The following is a 17714-nucleotide window of genomic DNA, read 5'->3' as shown; positions in this document are numbered from 1 at the left end:
CCCGGCCCCCTGGCGGGACCGGGCGCATCCCGACACCACCAGACAGGAGACCCCGCGATGCTGATCGCCCAGGGACATTTCGAAGGCCGCAACGGGCATAGCCTTGCCGGCACGTTCCGCATCGAAGAGGAGGCCGACGGGGAAACCTGGCTGACCACCTCGGACGATTTCCATTTCGACGGCTCGCCCGCACCGGGCTTTGCCATCTCGGTCAGCGGCGACCTGACCGCCGCCGAGGCCGTGGCCACCGATTTCCTGCGCCTGCCGGGCACGGGCAACGGCTTTGGCGCCCAGATCGAGGTCCGCGGGGTCCAACGCGGGCGCATTCCCGGCGGCGCCGCGCTGGCCGGGGCCGGGGCGGTCTTTCTCTGGTGTTTCCTGTTTCCGTCCGTTCTGGGCGTCGGAGTGATCGAGCATGTCTGACACGAGCGCATTGGGCCCGCTGGTCCTGGACAACGAGACCTACGGCCGGGTGGCCGGGGTGTTCCTGGCCGATTTCGTTACCCGCCTGATCGGGCAAATGCTGGAGGACGGCCGGCTTGACGACACCGACGTGCTGGCCGAGGCCGACCTGGATTTCCTCTACCGCCTCTGCTTTGTCCTGATGATCACGCTCGAAGACCAGCGCGGGCTCGAGATCGACGGCGCCCGCCGGCCCGCCGTGCTGGCCTTTGCCGAGTTTCCCCAGGACCAGCCGTCGCTGCAGCCCCTGACCGCGCAACGGTTCCATGTCACCGACAGGCGCACCGATCTGCATGGTGGCCTGACCGACGAGCTGATCCGCGCGGCCCATGCCGCCGCGCGGGCCGACCGGGCCGGCTGACCCCGGACCGGTGATCCGACCAAACCCCGACCCAAGGAGGACAAGACCATGTGCAATTGCCAAAAGACCGGTCCATTCGACCGCCGCGACCCGGCCGACGCCGCCAGCCTGCTCAAGCCGTTCATCCACCTCTACCACGGCGGGGCGGTCTGCGAGACCGACAAGCTGGGCTATCCCACGCCCGACAACCGCTCGCCGCTGGACCTGGTCCTGCATGCGCCCGACGGGTTCATCCCGCTGTGGGATCGCGATGTCACCCTGCGCTTCCGGTTCCGCGAGCAATCCCTGCTGCCCTTCCGTGATCCCGAGGCGGTCAAGGCCTATATCCGCGCGCTTTTCGCCGAGGCGCTGGTGGGCTGGGGCTATGCCGTGCCCGTCCGGTTCCAGGAGGTGCACGAGCGCTGGGATTTCGAGATCGTCATCCGCGACCAGGACAATTGCAACCCGGCGGGCTGCGTGCTGGCCAGCGCCTTCTTCCCCGATGCCGGCCAGCACGAGCTGGTGCTCTATCCCCGCATGTTCGACCAGAGCCGGGACGAACAGATCGAAACCATGGCCCACGAGCTGGGCCATGTCTTCGGCCTGCGCCATTTCTTCGCCCAGGTCAGCGAAACGGCCTTTCCCAGCGAGGTCTTCGGCCGGCACGACAGGTTCACGATCATGAACTACGGCCCCGACAGCACGCTGACGGAAACCGACCGCCAGGATCTCTATACGCTGTACCAGGAGGTCTGGAGCGGCACGCTGGACCATGTCAACGGTACGCCCGTGCAGCTGATGCGCCCGTTCAGCCATTTCCGCCCGCCGCTGCCGGTTCCGGCACGCCGGGACTGCGCGGCACAGGCCGTGCCGGTCTGAGGCGCGATGGCCCCCGGCATTGCCCGCTCTTCAACCGACGGGCGGTGCCGGGGAAGTTGCCGGGCCCTGCCGGCCCGACCGGGCCGGCGCGGGTCTATGCCCGGCCCGCTGCCCCGTGCAGTATGGCCATGGTCCGGGCCCGTGCCTTGAGCCGGACCGTTACGACCCTGTCACAGCTGCCGAACGGAGGCCGCAGATCGATGACGACCCTTCGCGAGATAACCGATTTCCGGATGCTGACCCCGGTGGCCGGCCACCCGACGAAATTCACCCTGCCCGGGGCCGGGCAGGCAAAGATCCTGCGCATCGCGCCCGGGGTCCATGGCGATCAGCTGCGCATCGACGGATTGCGCGGCCATTCCGGCAACGAGGTCATCATCGAGCCGCTGGTGCCCGGCTGGATCGACGCCGCGCGCCGGCCCGATCCCCGGGCCGACCGCTATGACCATATCTTCCTGCAACTGAAGGACTGCCGGCACGTCATCCTGCGCAACCTCTGCCTGGCCAATGCCTGGCCCACCGGGTTGCTGATGAACAAGTGCCGGGACATCACCATCGAGAACTGCCGCATCCGGGGCGGCACGGATGCGATCTATGCCAAGGCCACGACCGGCCTGACCATCCGCGATTGCCACTGGCAGCAGGATACCTCGCCCGACCATGCGCTGTGGCACCGGATCGACTGGGTCGAAGCCCATGGCGAGGAAGGCGGCAACAACACCTATGCCCATTTCAACGGCTCCTTCCTGGCCGGCAAGGGGCTGGGCAATGTCCGGGTCGAGAACAATGTCATCAGCGATGCCTACAACGGCATCCGCACCAAGCATGACCCGACAGCGTCGGACGCGCTGAACAACGACAATTTCGTCATTGCCGGCAATACCTTCCGGCGTATCCGCGACAACCCGATCGAACCGGAACACCGGGCCCGCAACTGGCACATCCGCCACAACCGGATCATCGACGCCCATGGCTGGCTGTCCTTCGACGGGGTGCGCGGCGGGCATATCTACATCTACGGCAACATCGGCCGGTTCGAGACCCGCCAGGGCCAGCCCGGCAGCCTGCATCACACCATGGGCCGGGTGCTCAAGCTCAGCTACCTGTCGCCCAACCCCGATTATGCCAGCAAGGCGCTGTCGCCCGAGATGCCCTGGTACGTGGTCAACAATTCCTTCTTCCTGCGCTGTCCGCTGATCGGCGGGGCGGCGGCTTCGGTGAACCACCCGGATCTCTTTGCCATCGGGCCCGATGTCACGACCCGCCTGACCTTTGCCAACAATGTCTTCGAATGGTGCGGCCCGCAGGATTACGACGATTACACCTGTGCCTGGATCGACCTCGTCCGCCATTTCCACAAGCGCGAGGACGACGGGGTCGTGTTCGACGGCAGCCTGACCAATCGCGGCGATTACCTGCGCGATGTCCATGCCCGCCACGGTTGGGAGACAGGGGGCATCATTCAGGCCGCGCCGCTGTTCCGCGACGGGCCGGGCGGCGATCTGCGGCTGGCCCCGGACAGCGCCGGGCTTCATTCGGGCCTGCCGCTGATCATCGAGACCCCGGAAGGCCCGGCCGAGGTCGAGCCGGGCGATGGCGGGCTGAACCGCGGGGCCTGGCAGGACGGCTACGGGCTGGCCCGCCTGCGCCTCCGGGATGGATAGGGCCACGCCTGGCCCGCCCGCGGCGTCGGAACGGGTGGGGGCCATGTCGGACCGCCTGCGGCCTCGGGACGGATGGAGGCCATGTCGCACCCGCCGGTGCGTCCGGACTGGATAGGCCCCGCGCCTGGTCAGTCTGTGCACCCGGAATCGATAGATCTCGCGCCGGACCCGCGAGTGCCCCCGGAATGGATATGTCTAACGTCGGGCCCGCCGGTGCGCCCGGAATGGACAGGCTCTACGCCGAGCCCGCCTTCGGCCGCCGCACAAATGGGCCACGCGCTCGGCGCAAGGATGGCGCGGGGCGGGAGCGTCAGGGGTTGCGCAGGTTCTCGCGCAGGGTGTTGCCCTCGTAGCGGGTGCGGAACAGGCCCCGGCGCTGCAGGATCGGCACGACCGAGCGGGCGAAGGTCTCGTGGCTGATCGGATGGGTCACAGGGGCCAGCACGAAGCCGTCGCAGAGCTTGCTTTCGAACATGTCGCTGAGGATGTCGGCCACCTGCATCGGCGTGCCGACGATCTGGTCGGGCACCGGCTGGCGGACGATCTCGCTGAGGCTGAGCCCGCGGGCCTTGCTCTGGTTCATCAGCGAGTCGACCGAGCCCTGCATGCCCTGGGTGCCCTGGGCCTCGGCGATCGAGGCGCCCTCGACATGGCGGGTCAGGTCGACGCCGATCGAATTGGATTGCCAGGCCACGGCCAGTTCCTCCTCGGCCAGGGCATTGACGAAATCGGCCCGCTCGCGGGCGATGCTTTCGGTCTCGCCGATGATGCAGGTCGCATTGACCAGGATCTTGCACTCTTCGGGCCGCCGCCCGGCCGCCACGGTGCGCGCCTTGACGTCCTCGTAGAAGGCACCCATGGCCTTGCGCTCGCCCGGGGCGGCAAAGACCACCTCGGCCCAGCGGGCGGCAAATTCGCGGCCCCGGGGCGAGGCCCCGGCCTGCATGATCACCGGGTGGCCCTGGGGGCTGGACGGGATCGACAGCGGCCCGCGCGAGGACACGTACTTGCCCTTGTAATTGGCGTAATGGACCTTGGACGGGTCGGCCAGCACGCCGCTCTCCTTGTCCAGCACGAAGGCGTCCGGCTCCCAGCTGTGCCACAGCTTCATGCAGGCCTCGACCACCTCGTCGGCCATGTCATAGCGCAGGTCCTTGGGGGGCAGGTCCTCCATCCCGAAGTTCTGGGCCTCGAGCGCAGTGGCCGAGGTGACCACGTTCCAGGCCACGCGGCCCTTGCTGATCAGGTCCAGCGACAGCAATTGCCGGGCCAGGTGGTAGGGGTGGTAGAAGGTCGTCGACAGGGTCGCGCCCAGGCCGATGTGGCGGGTGGCGCGGGCCATGATCGGCAGGACCATCAGCGGGTCGATAAAGCTGATCTGGCCGCCGTGGCGGACGTAGACGTCGTAATTGCCGCCGTGGATGTCATAAAGCCCCATCAGGTCGGCGAAGAAACAGGCATCATAGCAGGCGTCTTCCAGCACCCCGGCGATGCGTTCATAGCGCGAGGGTTCCAGGATGTCGTCCAGCGTCGCCTCGGGGTGGCGCCAGCCGCCGACGTGGTTGGCCGTGGGGCCGGTCTTGAGATAGGCGACAAGGTGCATCTTGCGGGACATCGGGCAGGACCTTTCAGGCGGCTTGAGGGGCGGGAGTATCGGCCAGGATCACGGCATTGGCCGGATCGAACCCGACGGTCAGCATGTCGCCCGTCGCGGGCAGGGCGCTGCCGCCGTTCTGGGCAAAGACCGACACGGTCTGGCCCATGGCGTCCAGGCGGTAGGTGACGGCGGTGCCGGTGAAGACCTCTTGCAGGATGCGCCCCGAGATGCGGTTGGGCGCGGTGTCCGGCGATGTGGTGAACATCTTTTCTGGGCGCACGGCCAGCGTGACCTGCCGGCCCGGCGCGGCGGCATCGGTGGTGGTAAAGACCGTGCCGTCACCCAGTCGGACGCGGGTGAGGGCGCCGTCGTTGCCCTCGACCGTTCCGGTAAAGAAGTTGGCCGCGCCCAGGAAACGGGCGGCAAAGGCGGTGTCGGGGCGTTCGTAGATCTGGCGCGGGGCGCCTACCTGTTCGACGCCGCCGTCGCGCATGATGGCGATGCGGTCGGACAGGGTCAGGGCCTCTTCCTGGTCGTGGGTGACGAAGATCGTGGTGATGCCGATTTCCCGCTGGATCTGCTTCAGCTCGATCTGCATTTCTTCGCGCAGGTTCTTGTCCAGCGCGCCCAGCGGTTCATCCAGCAGCAGGACCCGCGGATTGGTGGCCAGCGCCCGGGCCAGGGCCACGCGCTGCTGCTGGCCGCCGGACAATTGCCTGGGCTTGCGGTCGCCGAAGGCTTCCAGCCGGACGAGGGCCAGCAGTTCATCGACCCTTGCGTCGATCTCGGCCTTGGGCCGGTGGCGGACGGACAGGCCGAAGCCCAGGTTCTCGCGCACGCTGAGATGGGGAAACAGCGCGTAGTTCTGGAACATCAGCCCGATGTCGCGCTTGTTGACGGGCACGTTCTGGATCGGCTTGCCGTCCACGGTGATGGTGCCGGCATCCGGTTCCACGAAGCCCGCGATGGCCCGCAGCAGGGTTGTCTTGCCCCCGCCGGACGGGCCCAGCAGGCCAAAGAACTCGCCCTCGGCAATGGACAGGGACACATCGGCCAGCGCCTGCGCCGGGCCGTAGGATTTCGATACGTTGCGGATGTCGACGGACCCCATGGTCAGCGGTCTCCCGAGAAGTTGGACAGGCGGGCAAACCCGATCATCGCGGCCATCGACACCAGGATGACGATGGTCGAGATGACGTTGATTTCGGGCGTGAAGCCCTGGCGGATGGAGGTATAGATCTCGACCGGCAGGATCGAGGTGCCGACGGGCGCGAGGAAATAGGAAATCACGAACTGGTCGAAGGACACGGCGAAGGCAAAGAGCGCGGCGGCCACGATGCCCGGGGCCATCAGCGGCAGCGACACCCGGCGGAAGGTCTGCCAGGACGAGGCGCCAAGGCTGGTGGCGGCCTCTTCGAGTTCGACGCCGAAACTTTGCATGCGGGCCCCGATGACGATGATGACGTAAGGCAGCGACAGGGCGACATGGCCCAGCAGGATGGCATGCAGGCCGCGCCCGATGCCCGTCCAGAAGAAGAAGATCAGCATGGCCGTGCCGGTGATCAGCCAGGGAATGACCAGAGAGGGCATCAGCAGGGATTGCAGCAGCTTCTTGCCCCGGAATTCGTAGCGGGCAAAGGCCAGGGCGGCCATGGTGCCCAGCGTCGTGGCGATGACCGTGTTCAGCGCGGCGATCCAGACCGAATTCCACGTCGCGCGCAGCAGGCGGTCGTTGGCCATCAGTTTCTCCCACCAGACCAGGTCGAAGTTGAACGGCAGGGTATACAGCGGCGACTTGTTGAAGGACATGATCATCATCACGATGATCGGCGTATAGAGGAACAGCAGCATTGCCAGCAGGTAGCCGCGGCTGAAGGTTCCGATGATCCGTGACATTGGGGGCTCCTCAGCTGACCGACAGGTGCTTGCGCGCAAGCGGGTAGAACACGGCCATGATCACGAAGACGATGCCCAGCATGACAAAGCCAAGGGCCGCGCCCAGGGGCCAGTTGAAGGACGCGGTGAACTGGTTCTCGATCAGCGTGCCCAGCATGATGGCCTGGGTGCCGCCCAGGATGCGCGGCTCCATGAAGGATCCCAGCACCGGCACGAAGACCAGCAGGCAGCCGGCGACGACACCGGGCAGGCTGAGCGGCAGGATGATGCGCCGGAAGACCTGCAGGTGCGAGGCACCCAGCGACCGGGCGGCCTCGGTCAGGGACATGTTGATGCCCTGCAGGGCGACATAGCAGGTCAGCACCATGTAGGGCAGGTAGGCATGCACCAGGCCGATCAGGATGGCGGCATAGGAATTCATGATCTCGATCGAGGGCGCGCCCGGCCAGACCGCGTGCAGGGCCCGGCCGATGATGCCGTAATCGGTCAGCACCATGGTCCAGGAAAAGGAGCGCACCAGCCCGTTCGACCAGAAGGGCAGAACGATCAGCAAGAGCATGGCCTCGCGCCAGCGGCCCTTGATCGTGCGGGCCAGGATGAAGGCCGCCGGATAGCCGAAGAGCAGGCACAGCAAGGTGACCCGCGTGGCCAGCCCGATCGAGCGCCAGGCATTCACCATGTAGACGTCCTGGGTGAAGAAGGTGCGATATTGCTCCAGCGTCCATTCCGGCTGCTGGCCGGAAAACGGCGATACCGTCAGAAAGCTGAAACACAGCATGGCCGAGAGGGGCAGCAGGATCGTGACCAGCAGCCAGAGATAGGCCGGTCCGGTCAGGGAGAAGATGGCGCGCCGTTGCTGGGTGGCTGTAGGCATGACAAGGTCTTTCTCGGTTGGCGGCCCCGTGGTCAGGCGCCTGCACGTCTTCCTATTGGGTCCGATCCGAAGATGGCAGGCAAATGCCCATTCGGTCACAGGAGGTATCATTTGCACACGAACGTATTTTCCGGGCGAACAAATGTCGCTGCTGTCGTAAAAATGTGCATTCTCGGTTTCCCCTGGGGCAAGGCCAGAAAGTCTTTGCTTTTGATCCGGGCCGGTTCCCAACTGGGATCACAGGGCCCGGATGGGCTGTCCGGGAACGTCAGCAAGCAAACGAATATTTCAGACAGGGAAGCAAGATGAACGTCCTCAAACACACGCGCCTGACCCTCGTTGCGGGGCTGGTGGCCGCCCTGGCCCCGGCTTTGCCGGTCCTGGCCCAGGAGATTCGGGTTCTGAACTGGAACAGCTATGGCACCGATGCGGAATTCGGGCTGGAAGCGTTCAAGGAGGCCACGGGCATCACCGTGGTGCATGATTACTTCACCTCCGAACAGGAGATGATCACCAAGCTGCAGACCGGGGCCGGGGCCTATGACGTGGTCGTGGTCAACGCGGCGATGGTCGACAAGGTGCGCGAACTGGGCCTGTTGCAGCCGCTGGACACCGCGGCGCTGTCGAACTGGGATGACCTCAGCGCGCCCTTCAAGGAAGACCCGTCCGTCACGGTCGAGGGCGAGGTCTGGGGCGCGCCCTGGGTCTGGGGCGTCAACGGGCTGGCCTATAACACCTCGGCGGTCGACGCGCCGGTGACCAGCGCGGCGGCCATGTGGGACCCGGCCTTCGAAGGCCGCCTGTCGCTGCGCGACGATGCCGAATGGCAGGTCAAGCAGGCCGCGCTGGTGCTGGGCCAGGACATGAACCACCCCGAGGACCTGGAAGCCATCAAGGTCAAGCTGCTGGAGCTGAAGCCGCAGGTGAAATCGCTCTGGGCCTCGGAAGACGAGTTCATGAAGGGCATGGCCAACGGGGCCTATGACCTGGCCGAGATCTGGGCCGGCGGCGCGATGCGGGCCAAGACGACCTATGGCCTGCCGGTCGATTTCGTCATCCCCGAAGACGGGGCGATCGCCTGGTTCGACACGCTGGGCATCCCGGCCGGCTCGAAGAACGCCGAAGCGGCGGCCAAGTTCATCGACTACATGATCTCGCCGGAATTCTACGTCCAGTGGGACACCGAGATCGGCGCGGCCACCTCGGCCAACCCCAAGGCGCTTGACGCCCTGCCCGAAGGCGCGTTCAACCGCGATGTCATGGGCGACCCGGCGGTGACCTCGCGGCTGCATTTCATGGCGCCGCTGTCGGATGACGAACGCCAGGCGATCCAGCAGCTCTGGGCCGAGGTCAAGACGGCCTACGCGCAGTAAACCTTGCCATAGCAGACCAAGGGGTGGCGGCCGCCGGTCGCCGCCCTTCTTTGTCGAAAGGACCCCTTCGTGCTGATCTGCCCCAATATCGCGCTTGATCGCGCCTGGAACACCTGGTCGTCCCGCCCGGCCGAAATGGTCTTTCTGCCGCTTGGCGTGCGACTGACGCCGGTGCTGTATTCCTCGGCCGCGGGCAGCGCCTCGGACATCGTGGCGGGAAAGGATATCCGGTTTCTCGAACATGCCACCGACGGGCGCTACGTACGTTTCGACACCGATCATGGCGGCACGGAGCTGAGCTGGGCCTATGACAAGCACGACCCCTGGACGGTGTCGGGAGGCTGGTCGGCCGGGGCGCAGGGCGAATGGGGGCTGCGCTACTGGGTGACGCTGTGCCTGTCGGGCGAACGGGGCGAGACGGTGCACTGGACAGATGGGGCCGCAGTGATCCGCGTGGGCCGGCGCTACGTGGCCCTGGAGGCCGACCAGGCCCCGGCCCAGGTCACGGCCCATGACAGCATCGCCGACCTGGCCCGGGATTTCGAGACCAACGGCTACTGGAACACCGCCACCCGGGGCACCGAGGCCCCGGTGCTGGCCCTGCGCTTCAACCTGGAAATGATGCGCGACTGCCGCTTTGCCGCCGGCGTGGCCGACCGCGAGGACCTGGCCGTGGCCAAGGCCCGTGCCGCGCTAACCCCGGCCCCGGCCGATCTGCCCGCCCTGCAGACCGGGCGCAATGCCGGGGCGCTGGACGCCATCCGCGACGTGCTGGCCTGGAACACGGTCTGGGACGGGACCAACAACCGGGTCTATTCGCCGGTCAGCCGGATCTGGAACCTGGGCGATTATGCCGTCTGGTACAACGACACGACCTACAATGCCCTGATGGCCGGGCTGCTGGATCCGGCCCTGTCGCGAGACAACATGGCCTGTGCCATGGCCAGCGCCACGCCTCAGGGGAATTTCGCCTGCATCCTGACCTCGAACGACGAATGGGTCGACCGGACCCAGGCGCCCAACGGGGCCCTGATGGCCTGGATGGCCTACCAGCGCAGCGGCGACCGGTCCCTGCTGGAACTCGCCTTCCCGGCCCTTGCCGCCAACCAGCGCTGGTGGCGGGCGCATCGCGATCCCGACGGGCGGGGGCTGGTGTCCTGCGGCACCTCGGACGTGGGCGAGGCGCTTTACAAGGGCACCCATTTCGGGGCCCGCAACGAGACCGGCATGGACAATTCGCCCACCCATGACGAGGCGATCTATTCCGCCGAAACCCGCACCCTGTCGCTGCTGGACGTGGGCCTGAACTGCACCTTGGCCCTGGATGCCGAGATGCTGGCCCTGATCGCGGCCGAGCTGGGCCATGCCGAGCAGGCCGCCGAGTTCACCGGCCTGGCCGCCGCCTCGCGCGACCGTATCCGGGCCGAGCTGTGGGACGACGAACGGGGCATCTTTGCCAACCGGCAGCGGGGCGGCGGGTTCGTGCGCTCGGTCGGGCCGACGTCGTTCTACCCGCTGATCTGCGGCGCGGCCTCGGCCGACCAGGTCGACCGGCTGATGGCCCACCTGGACGATCCCGACATGTTCGGCGGCGACTACGTCATCCCCAATGTCAGCCGCAACGACCCGGCCTATGGCGACAATGTCTACTGGCGCGGGCGGATCTGGCCGAACGTCAACTGGTTCGTCTGGCAGGGCCTGCGCCGGGCCGGGCTGGACGACCGCGCCCGGGATTTCGCCGCGCGCAGCATGACCATGTTCCGCCAGAACTGGGAGGACCGGCGCATCGTGGCCGAGAATTACAACGCCGACACCGGCGAGGCCATGGATCAGCCCGACACCGACCCGTTCCTGTGCTGGGGCGCGATGCTGCCCCTGATCGGCGTCGGCGAGGTCATGGAGATCTCGCCCTGGGGCGGCTGGCAGATCGCGGTCGAAGACGACGTGCAACTGGGACCGGTGCGCTCCCCCGCCGGCGAGGTCATGCTGACCATCGAAGGCGAGGCGATGTCCCTGACCCGGGGCGGGGCGCTGGTCTTTGGCACCCGCGGTTTCCGTGGGCGGCTGAGCGACCTGTCGGTCTCGAAGACCCGGCTGGCCATGACCCTGCACCCGGACCTGGGCGACGGCACGCTGATCCTGCCCGATCACATGGCCGGCGCGCTGGCCTTCGTCGATGGCAAGCCGGTCAAGGTCAGCGGCACCAGCGTGCCGCTCGAAGGCATCTCGGACGGTACGCGGCTGGTGGTGTCGCTGCTCTGACGCTCAGCGGTGGGATTGGTGCGCCGGGTCCTGCGGGCTCAGCAGCCCGGCGCAGATGCACCCCGGTTCGGCCGGCAGAGCGGCCATTGTGCGCAGCGCGATCTGCGAGGCCAGCGGGCCAAGCGCCTGCGCGGGCGATGCGCCCAGGATCGTCACCTCGGGCGGGGCGAAATAGGCGCTGAACGGCGCGGTGATGAAGCTGACATTGGTGATGCAGGCCCCGATCTCGCGGGCCAGCGTGACCTCGGGCGCGAAGGAATGGTTGATGAAATCCGCGCCCATGGAGCGATAGGCCATGACCTCGGCCGGGCTGGTCAGCCGCGGCCCCCAGGCATGGGCGCAGACCAGCTGGGCATCGCGGCCATAGACCCGGTTGCCCACGGGCCACAGGTCCTGCGCGATCCGCTCCACCAGGTCCGAGGTTTCGGGGCAGATCAGCTGCTTGCCCGACGCGTCATAGCGCAGCCGGCCGGGCAGCAGCGAATAGGGCGTCTGGGTCAGTTCCAGGATGTCCGAGGCTATCACCAGGTCGCCGGCCCGGATCGCCCGGTTCAACGACCCGGAGGTCGACAGGGCCACCACCCGTTTCGTACCGGCCTCGCGCAGCACCCAGAAGACCTTGCGATGGCCCTCGTGGTCGATCTCGTCGCCCGAGGTGGTGCCGTGGGAAAAGACGTAAAGCGCCTCGCGCGGCTGGCCGTCGGCGGTGATCGAGCCGTCGAACCGGATGATCTTCCAGTCGCGGCTGGGCCCGAAGGGCGTGTCAAAGGTCAGGTCCGAGGCCGTCACGCTGACCCCCGGCTGGTCGATATCCTCGGGGAATCGCAGGCCCCAATTGGCGCTGCCGCCGATGATGGAATAGGGCTTGGCGGGAATGTCATGGGGTGTCATGGCGTGGTGTCCGATGGGGTTGGTCGGCCCCATGAAAGCCGGAAATCCGTTGTCACACAAACGAAATGACCCGGGGTCGCGCGCCGGGCGGGTCAGGTCGGGGCCAACGCCTTGTCAATGGTCGAAAGCCGGATCTGGGGCGCGCGCATGGCCATCAGCGCGACGGCCGCATCGTGGGCATCCGCCGTGCTGCCGGCGCAGCCGTCGGTCAGCAGGCAGACCTGGCGGGCATCGTCCAGCGCGGCCAGCACGGTGTTCATCACGCAGCATTCGGTGGCCACGCCGCCGATCACGATCTCGCCGGCCCCGTCCAGGATGGCCCGGGCCTCGGGCGTCCATTTGCCGAAGGTATCGGCCGCGATGGATCGCCCGCCGGCCCAGTCGTCATCCAAGGCCCACATGCTGGCGGGCGCGGTCAGGGCAAAGGGCCATTCGGCGTAATAGGGCGCCCAGCTGCCCTCGGGCGGACCTTCGGGCGGGACAAAGCGCGAGAACAGGACGCGCGGGCCGAACGCTGCCACCAGCGGGCGCAGCCGGGCATAAAGCGCGTCGGTGCCGGGCGTGAACCAGGGGCTGTCGGCCGAGGAAAAGGCCGGTTGCAGGTCGATCAGAAAGAGCCAGGGTGCGGTGGCCATGGCCTAGACGATGCGCTTGAGAAGGCGCAGGAAGGTCTGTCGTTCCGCCGGTTTGAGCGGTGACAGCGTGGTGCGGGTGACTTCCTTGGCCCGGTCGATGGCCGCGTTGAGCATGTCGATCCCCTCGGGCGTCAGCGAGATGATGTAGCGCCGGCGGTCGTCGGGATCGCGGTCGGTGCGCAGAAGGTTGCGGGCGACCAGCCGGTCGACGACGCCCTTGGTCGTGGCTCCGTCCATGGCCACCGACCGGCCCAGCATGTTCTGCGACATCGGCCCGTCCTCGCCCAGGCGGAACATGACCGAGAATTGCGTGGTGGTCAGCCCGCCGGGAATGAGATCGGAAAAGATCAGGGAATTGCGCTGATAGGCCCGGCGCAGCAGGTATCCCACCTGTTCGTCCAGCAGGTAGCCATGTTCGGCGCTGGTCACGACCCGGGGGCCGGTTTCGGAGCCGTTCGGAGGGGCGGCATCGTCATCGATCCCGGTTTCAGGCCCCGCATCAGGCCCGGTATCCGCGACCGTGTCGTCCGGTGCATCGTCCGAAAGATCGTCCTGGCGGACCAGGTCCGGTTCGGCGTCCTTGTCCAAGCGTGTCCCTCCCTTGGCGGCCTGAAATGGCTAGTCGATGGGGCGCAATGCGGCAAGCCCCGGGACCGCCCGCAGGGGGGCAAAACCCGGTCGCGGGGGTGCTGTTGCACAAACGATCAGCGCAAGCCGTCCTGACGCAGGGCCGCGTCATCGGTCAGCCCGCCGACCCGGGGCAGGGGGCGGCCGCCGGTCGACAGGGCCACGGCCACGACGATTTCGGCCGGGCGCGGTGCATCGGCGATGCGCAGGCGCATGCCGTCGAAATGGCTGCGCACATAGGCCGCGTCCTTGTGGCCCAGCGGCACGTCGATCACGTCACCCGGCCCGCCCATCGCCTTGGACGACGGCACCAGCGCCACGCCTCCGCCGATCGCCGCGCGCAGCGGCGCGCCAAGCGCCGGGTGCAGCAGGGCGGCGGCATGTTCCAGCTCGCCGGCCTCGCCCACCAGGGCGGCCTTGCCATAGCCCTGGATCTCGGCTGGATCGGCCCGCAGCAGGGCCAGGGCCTCGCCGGCCAGCAGCGCGCCCAGCTCGGCGCCGGTGTCGATCAGCGCGGTCAGGTCCTCGACGTAGCGCCCGGCAAAAGGGTTGGCGATGACCGCCGCGGCCACGGCCTTGCGGCACGGCGGGACGACCGGCCGGCCCATTTCAAGCTCGACGGTTTCGGCCAGGGTGACCAGCTTGCGCAGGCCCGCGGGCATCAGCGCAGGCCGTCCTGGCCGCCGACGTCGTCATGGGCCAGCCCGCCGACCCGGGCATGCACCCGCGCGCCGGTGGTCATGACCAGCACCAGCGCGATCTCGTCGGCCTTCGGCCCGTCGGCCAGGCCGACTTCCATGGCGTCGAAATGCGACCGCACGTAAGAGGCGTTGGTATGGGTGATCGGCACGTCCAGCCGCGCGCCCGGGCCGCCGATCTTCTTGGTCGAAGGCACGATGGCCATGCTGGCCGGGATGAGTTCACGCATGGAATAGCCGCCCGGCACGTGCCAGAGCGCGCCGTGTTCCAGCTCGCCGGCGGTGCCGACGATGGCGCCCTTGCCATAGCCCTGGATCGCCGCCGGATCGCCGCCGAGCGCGTCGATCAGCTCTTGCGCCATGCGCAGGCCCAGCGGCTTGAGGTCTTCCATGAACCCGGCGATCTCGGCGTGGTACTGACCGGCAAAGGGGTTGCGGATGACGGCAATCGCCGCCGCCTTCTTCAGGGGCACTTCAGCCACCGGGCCGCCTTCGTGCCAGATGGTTTCCAGCTGCAGGGCGGTCTTGCGGATCTCGGGTTCAGGCATCGAGCAGGTCCTTTTCGGCAACGGTGGCGCGGGTGTCTTGCAGCGACAGGTAGGCCGCGTGGATCAGCCCGCGCGCGAGGAAGTTTTCGGCCATGGCCCGGCCGTTGTCGATGGCTTTCCGCGCATCGGCGACCGACAGCGGGCCGACAGCGGTGGTCACCGGGCGCGGGCCAAGGTCGCTGTCGGGGGCCAGGTCCCGGGCGGGCAGGCGGGTGACGGCCGGGTGGCCGGGCAGGTCGACGGCATTGGCCAGCAGGGTCGCCGCGGCATCGGCCCGGGCCGCGTCGGCGGCCAGAACGGTCACGGCGTCAGCGATGCCCAGCGAATGCGACCGGCCGCGCCAGCCCGAGGTGGCCAGCCCGCCGACACCGGCATCATGGGGGATGGCGATCCGTCCGCCGGCGCGTCCGGTCAGCGGGTCGTCGCAGATCGCGGCGGTCACCGTGCCGCCGGCCTGCCACAGGGCGATGTCGCCGCCGTTGTTGACGATCAGCCGTTCCAGCCCCCGGGCTGTGGTGCGGGGTTCCTCGGACCCAAGCGCCGCATCGCGCAGGTGGTCGGCCACGCTGCCGGCCACGGCGGCCATGGGCGTGACAAATGCAGGTGTAAAAGGCGCCGTGGCCGCCACCATGCGCCGGGCCACCGGCCCGCCGGGCATCGGCCCGTCTGCGGCGCGCAGGCGGGGCAGCTCGCCCACCAGCGTGCCCAGGACCGGCAGGAACGCGGCCCGCACCCGGGCAAAGGCTGCCATCTGCGCCGCCTGAGGGCCTTCGGCCGTCACGATGACATCAATCGGCCCGTGCAGCAGGCGCAGCCGCCGGCCATCCGCAGACAGCCGGGCCGAAGGCGTTTCGGCAAAGCCGCTCACCCGCGCCCGCCGGCCAGCGGCGCAACCGGCCATGGGTCGTCGCCGGCCCGGCCGACCCCACGCCGGCCCGACAGGATGTGATCGCTCTGACGTCCGGGCATGCCGGCCAGCGCCTCGGACAGGGGCACGACGTGGTCCATGTGCCCGCCGAGCGCCTCGTAATCGCTGCGCCGCATGGTGAATTCGATGGGCGCGACCAGCGCCGGAGTGGGCACGTAGCCGAAGGCGCCCCGGGGCATCCGGGTCACGTCGGCCATGATCGTGATGCCACCTCCGGGCCACAGATAGACCGGCGCGCCGCCCACCGTCACCCGGGTCAGCGCCGATTGCACCGACCGGGTCAGGCCGACGGGGTTCTCGGTGACCCCGGCGCGCAGGCTGCCGCCGGCCCCACCCATGAACAGCACCGAACAATGCGCCGGCTCGCAATTCTCCTCGATCCGCTTCGTCGAGGGCACCAGCCGGTCGGGGATCTCCATCTGGACCGGGCGCAGATCGTCGTCCAGCTCGTAATAGGCCGCGTGTTCGCCGGTGGTCGAGACCATCAGCAACGACAGGCCGGGGCGGGCGACCTTGGGGTTCCAGGGGCCCAGGATGGTCAGCGGGTCGGTCATGTCGGTGCCGCCCCAGCCGGTGCCCGGCTCGGCCACTTGGAAATAGCGGCCGGGGGTGGAGCGGCGGCCGAGGATCTTGATCCCGGTCGGTTCCCAGCCGATGACCTTGCCGGCCTGGTGTTCGCTCATCACCCCGGTGATGTGGTCGTCGACGACCACGACCTCGTCGACCAGCCCCTGCCATTGCGCCGCGAAGATGCCCACCGTGGCCGAGCCGCAGCCCACCCGCATGCGCTCTTCGGCCACGCCGTTGACCACTGGCGCCTGGCCCGCCGCAACGGTCACCTCGGCGCCGCCGTCGATGGTCAGGTCGACCGCCTCGCCATTGCACAGTGCCAGCAGCGCGGCGCAGGTCACCCGGCCTTCCTTTTTCGATCCGCCGGTCAGGTGCTCGACCCCGCCAAGCGACAGCATCTGGCTGCCGTATTCCGAGGTGGTCACATGGCCGATCACCTCGCCATCGGCGCGCACGGGGGCGCATTCCGGGCCGAGATGGCGGTCGGTGTCGATCTTCACCTTGGCCCCGCAATAGGAAAAGATGCCCTCGGTCACCACGGTGACCATGTCGACGCCGTCATATTCGGAGGCGACGATGAAGGGCGCGGGCTTGTAATCGGGATAGGTCGTGCCGGCGCCGATGGCCGTGACGAACTGGCGTTCGCCGGTGACCGGGTTGCCGTCCCATTCGGCATCGAGAAAGGGCACCAGCCGGCCTTCGGCATCACCGTCGCGGGCGCGGTTTTCCAGGATGGTCAGCGGGTCCAGCCGGACCAGCGCGCCGTCTTGGTTGGCATAGCGGTCACAGGCGCCCGACCGGCCTTCGGCGATGAAACAGGTGACCGGGCAGGCGTCGCAGCGGATCTTCTGCGGGGCATCGGCTTTGGCTGTGGCGCTCACGAAGCTGGCCTTTCGCTGGCCGTCCCGGGGGGCGGCAATTTCGCTGACCGCCCGGAGGCGGCATTCATGCGGGCCACCGCAGGGGTGGCAATATCGTTGGTGTACAAGCGAACATCACCGGGCAGAGCTGTCAATCGTCTTGGCCGTCGGTTCGGCCCCCGCGACGGCCTGCATCGGCGCCAAAGCCCGTGGGCGCGGTGCGTTGCACAGAAAGGCGGCGTTCGGCGCGTGAAGTGGCCCCGTGACTGACCCCATGATTGCCCCTGTGACGGGTCGGACGACTGGCCTGATCATTGGTCCTGTCCTTGGCCAGATCAATCACCCGGCCACGAAAGCGAGCCGGGCTCGGCCGTGGAACGACCTGGGGCTGACCCAGGCCCGGCCCGGGGACGGCAATCGCCTGCAACTCCCGGCGCCCATCTGATTGCACACCCGGCTTCCCCGCAGCAACGGCCCGGCCACTGCCCGTTTTTTGGTCGCCCGGACCGGGGTGCGGCCCCTGCCAATGTCATTTGTGTGCCAACATGTTTGCCGCCACCTCCGGCCGGGGGGATCTTCGGTTGACAGGTTTACATGCGGCAGTCTTGCT

General features: G+C 68.0%; 17 protein-coding genes. 6 read left to right on the top strand and 11 right to left on the bottom strand.

Annotation, left to right across the window (positions count from 1 at the left end; genetic code table 11):
* The first annotated feature begins 57 nt into the window (after positions 1-57).
* From ACK3BB_RS19630 to ACK3BB_RS19615, 4 genes are all read left to right on the top strand, one after another.
* Complete coding sequence (locus tag ACK3BB_RS19630) at positions 58-423, top strand: hypothetical protein (protein ID WP_428926336.1); 366 nt, start codon at positions 58-60, stop codon at positions 421-423.
* Entirely contained in the window at positions 416-823 is a 408-nt protein-coding gene (locus ACK3BB_RS19625) for a hypothetical protein (RefSeq protein ID WP_428926335.1), read from the top strand. The genes ACK3BB_RS19630 and ACK3BB_RS19625 overlap by 8 nt, the downstream gene beginning before the upstream one ends.
* Positions 824-871: 48 nt before the next feature.
* Positions 872-1681 carry a reprolysin-like metallopeptidase gene (locus ACK3BB_RS19620; protein ID WP_428926334.1) on the top strand — a complete coding sequence of 270 codons (810 nt, stop codon included), beginning with the start codon at positions 872-874 and terminating at the stop codon, positions 1679-1681.
* Between the two features lie 200 nt (positions 1682-1881).
* A complete protein-coding gene (locus ACK3BB_RS19615; protein ID WP_428926333.1) occupies positions 1882-3345 on the top strand; it encodes a right-handed parallel beta-helix repeat-containing protein in 1464 nt (487 codons plus the stop codon).
* 310 nt (positions 3346-3655) lie between these two features.
* On the opposite strand, the gene ACK3BB_RS19610 is transcribed toward ACK3BB_RS19615, so the two are convergent.
* From ACK3BB_RS19610 to ACK3BB_RS19595, 4 genes are read right to left on the bottom strand one after another with little or no spacing between them, the layout of a single operon-like run.
* Positions 3656-4960 carry an NtaA/DmoA family FMN-dependent monooxygenase gene (locus ACK3BB_RS19610; RefSeq protein WP_428926332.1) on the bottom strand — a complete coding sequence of 435 codons (1305 nt, stop codon included), beginning with the start codon at positions 4958-4960 and terminating at the stop codon, positions 3656-3658.
* A gap of 13 nt (positions 4961-4973) precedes the next feature.
* A complete protein-coding gene (locus tag ACK3BB_RS19605) occupies positions 4974-6053 on the bottom strand; it encodes an ABC transporter ATP-binding protein (protein ID WP_428926331.1) in 1080 nt (359 codons plus the stop codon).
* Positions 6054-6055: 2 nt separating this feature from the next.
* Positions 6056-6838: an ABC transporter permease gene (locus tag ACK3BB_RS19600; protein ID WP_428926330.1), complete on the bottom strand. Its 783-nt coding sequence runs from the start codon at positions 6836-6838 to the stop codon at positions 6056-6058.
* Between the two features lie 10 nt (positions 6839-6848).
* Positions 6849-7712, bottom strand: a complete 864-nt coding sequence (locus tag ACK3BB_RS19595) for an ABC transporter permease (RefSeq protein ID WP_428926329.1) — start codon at positions 7710-7712, stop codon at positions 6849-6851.
* Positions 7713-8017: 305 nt separating this feature from the next.
* On the opposite strand from ACK3BB_RS19595, the gene ACK3BB_RS19590 reads away from it, so the two are divergent.
* Positions 8018-9085, top strand: coding sequence for an ABC transporter substrate-binding protein (locus ACK3BB_RS19590; protein ID WP_428926328.1), 1068 nt, complete (start codon positions 8018-8020; stop codon positions 9083-9085).
* Between the two features lie 69 nt (positions 9086-9154).
* Positions 9155-11347 (top strand): MGH1-like glycoside hydrolase domain-containing protein, encoded by a 2193-nt coding sequence (locus ACK3BB_RS19585; protein ID WP_428926327.1) that lies wholly within the window; start codon positions 9155-9157, stop codon positions 11345-11347.
* A 3-nt stretch (positions 11348-11350) separates the two neighbouring features.
* On the opposite strand, the gene ACK3BB_RS19580 is transcribed toward ACK3BB_RS19585, so the two are convergent.
* From ACK3BB_RS19580 to ACK3BB_RS19550, 7 genes are all read right to left on the bottom strand, one after another.
* A complete protein-coding gene (locus ACK3BB_RS19580; RefSeq protein WP_428926326.1) occupies positions 11351-12238 on the bottom strand; it encodes a hypothetical protein in 888 nt (295 codons plus the stop codon).
* 92 nt (positions 12239-12330) lie between these two features.
* Positions 12331-12873 (bottom strand): cysteine hydrolase family protein, encoded by a 543-nt coding sequence (locus tag ACK3BB_RS19575; protein WP_428926325.1) that lies wholly within the window; start codon positions 12871-12873, stop codon positions 12331-12333.
* A gap of 3 nt (positions 12874-12876) precedes the next feature.
* The gene (locus ACK3BB_RS19570) at positions 12877-13461 is read right to left on the bottom strand and encodes a MarR family winged helix-turn-helix transcriptional regulator (protein ID WP_428926324.1); all 585 of its coding nucleotides are present in this window, start codon (positions 13459-13461) and stop codon (positions 12877-12879) included.
* A gap of 116 nt (positions 13462-13577) precedes the next feature.
* Positions 13578-14162 carry an amino acid synthesis family protein gene (locus ACK3BB_RS19565; protein ID WP_428926323.1) on the bottom strand — a complete coding sequence of 195 codons (585 nt, stop codon included), beginning with the start codon at positions 14160-14162 and terminating at the stop codon, positions 13578-13580.
* On the bottom strand, positions 14162-14746 hold the full coding sequence (locus ACK3BB_RS19560) for an amino acid synthesis family protein (protein WP_428926322.1): 585 nt from the start codon (positions 14744-14746) through the stop codon (positions 14162-14164). The genes ACK3BB_RS19565 and ACK3BB_RS19560 overlap by 1 nt, the downstream gene beginning before the upstream one ends.
* Positions 14739-15614 (bottom strand): UPF0280 family protein, encoded by an 876-nt coding sequence (locus ACK3BB_RS19555; RefSeq protein ID WP_428926321.1) that lies wholly within the window; start codon positions 15612-15614, stop codon positions 14739-14741. Before ACK3BB_RS19555 ends, ACK3BB_RS19560 begins: the two co-directional genes overlap by 8 nt.
* Positions 15611-17125 carry a 6-hydroxynicotinate reductase gene (locus tag ACK3BB_RS19550; protein ID WP_428926320.1) on the bottom strand — a complete coding sequence of 505 codons (1515 nt, stop codon included), beginning with the start codon at positions 17123-17125 and terminating at the stop codon, positions 15611-15613. Before ACK3BB_RS19550 ends, ACK3BB_RS19555 begins: the two co-directional genes overlap by 4 nt.
* Positions 17126-17714: the final 589 nt, after the last annotated feature.

This window comes from Marinibacterium sp. SX1 (assembly GCF_050389775.1).
GTDB lineage: Bacteria > Pseudomonadota > Alphaproteobacteria > Rhodobacterales > Rhodobacteraceae > Marinibacterium.
This window is presented reverse-complemented; position numbering and strand designations above follow the sequence as displayed.

What these genes read in the sequence shown, in the direction of transcription:
- ACK3BB_RS19580 (WP_428926326.1), bottom strand. Translation starts at nt 12,238, where the DNA reads ATGACACCCCATGACATTCCCGCCAAGCCCTATTCCATCATCGGCGGC.
- ACK3BB_RS19625 (WP_428926335.1), top strand. Translation starts at nt 416, where the DNA reads ATGTCTGACACGAGCGCATTGGGCCCGCTGGTCCTGGACAACGAGACC.
- ACK3BB_RS19630 (WP_428926336.1), top strand. Translation starts at nt 58, where the DNA reads ATGCTGATCGCCCAGGGACATTTCGAAGGCCGCAACGGGCATAGCCTT.
- ACK3BB_RS19605 (WP_428926331.1), bottom strand. Translation starts at nt 6,053, where the DNA reads ATGGGGTCCGTCGACATCCGCAACGTATCGAAATCCTACGGCCCGGCG.
- ACK3BB_RS19615 (WP_428926333.1), top strand. Translation starts at nt 1,882, where the DNA reads ATGACGACCCTTCGCGAGATAACCGATTTCCGGATGCTGACCCCGGTG.
- ACK3BB_RS19610 (WP_428926332.1), bottom strand. Translation starts at nt 4,960, where the DNA reads ATGTCCCGCAAGATGCACCTTGTCGCCTATCTCAAGACCGGCCCCACG.
- ACK3BB_RS19595 (WP_428926329.1), bottom strand. Translation starts at nt 7,712, where the DNA reads ATGCCTACAGCCACCCAGCAACGGCGCGCCATCTTCTCCCTGACCGGA.
- ACK3BB_RS19590 (WP_428926328.1), top strand. Translation starts at nt 8,018, where the DNA reads ATGAACGTCCTCAAACACACGCGCCTGACCCTCGTTGCGGGGCTGGTG.
- ACK3BB_RS19560 (WP_428926322.1), bottom strand. Translation starts at nt 14,746, where the DNA reads ATGCCTGAACCCGAGATCCGCAAGACCGCCCTGCAGCTGGAAACCATC.
- ACK3BB_RS19565 (WP_428926323.1), bottom strand. Translation starts at nt 14,162, where the DNA reads ATGCCCGCGGGCCTGCGCAAGCTGGTCACCCTGGCCGAAACCGTCGAG.
- ACK3BB_RS19600 (WP_428926330.1), bottom strand. Translation starts at nt 6,838, where the DNA reads ATGTCACGGATCATCGGAACCTTCAGCCGCGGCTACCTGCTGGCAATG.
- ACK3BB_RS19575 (WP_428926325.1), bottom strand. Translation starts at nt 12,873, where the DNA reads ATGGCCACCGCACCCTGGCTCTTTCTGATCGACCTGCAACCGGCCTTT.
- ACK3BB_RS19620 (WP_428926334.1), top strand. Translation starts at nt 872, where the DNA reads ATGTGCAATTGCCAAAAGACCGGTCCATTCGACCGCCGCGACCCGGCC.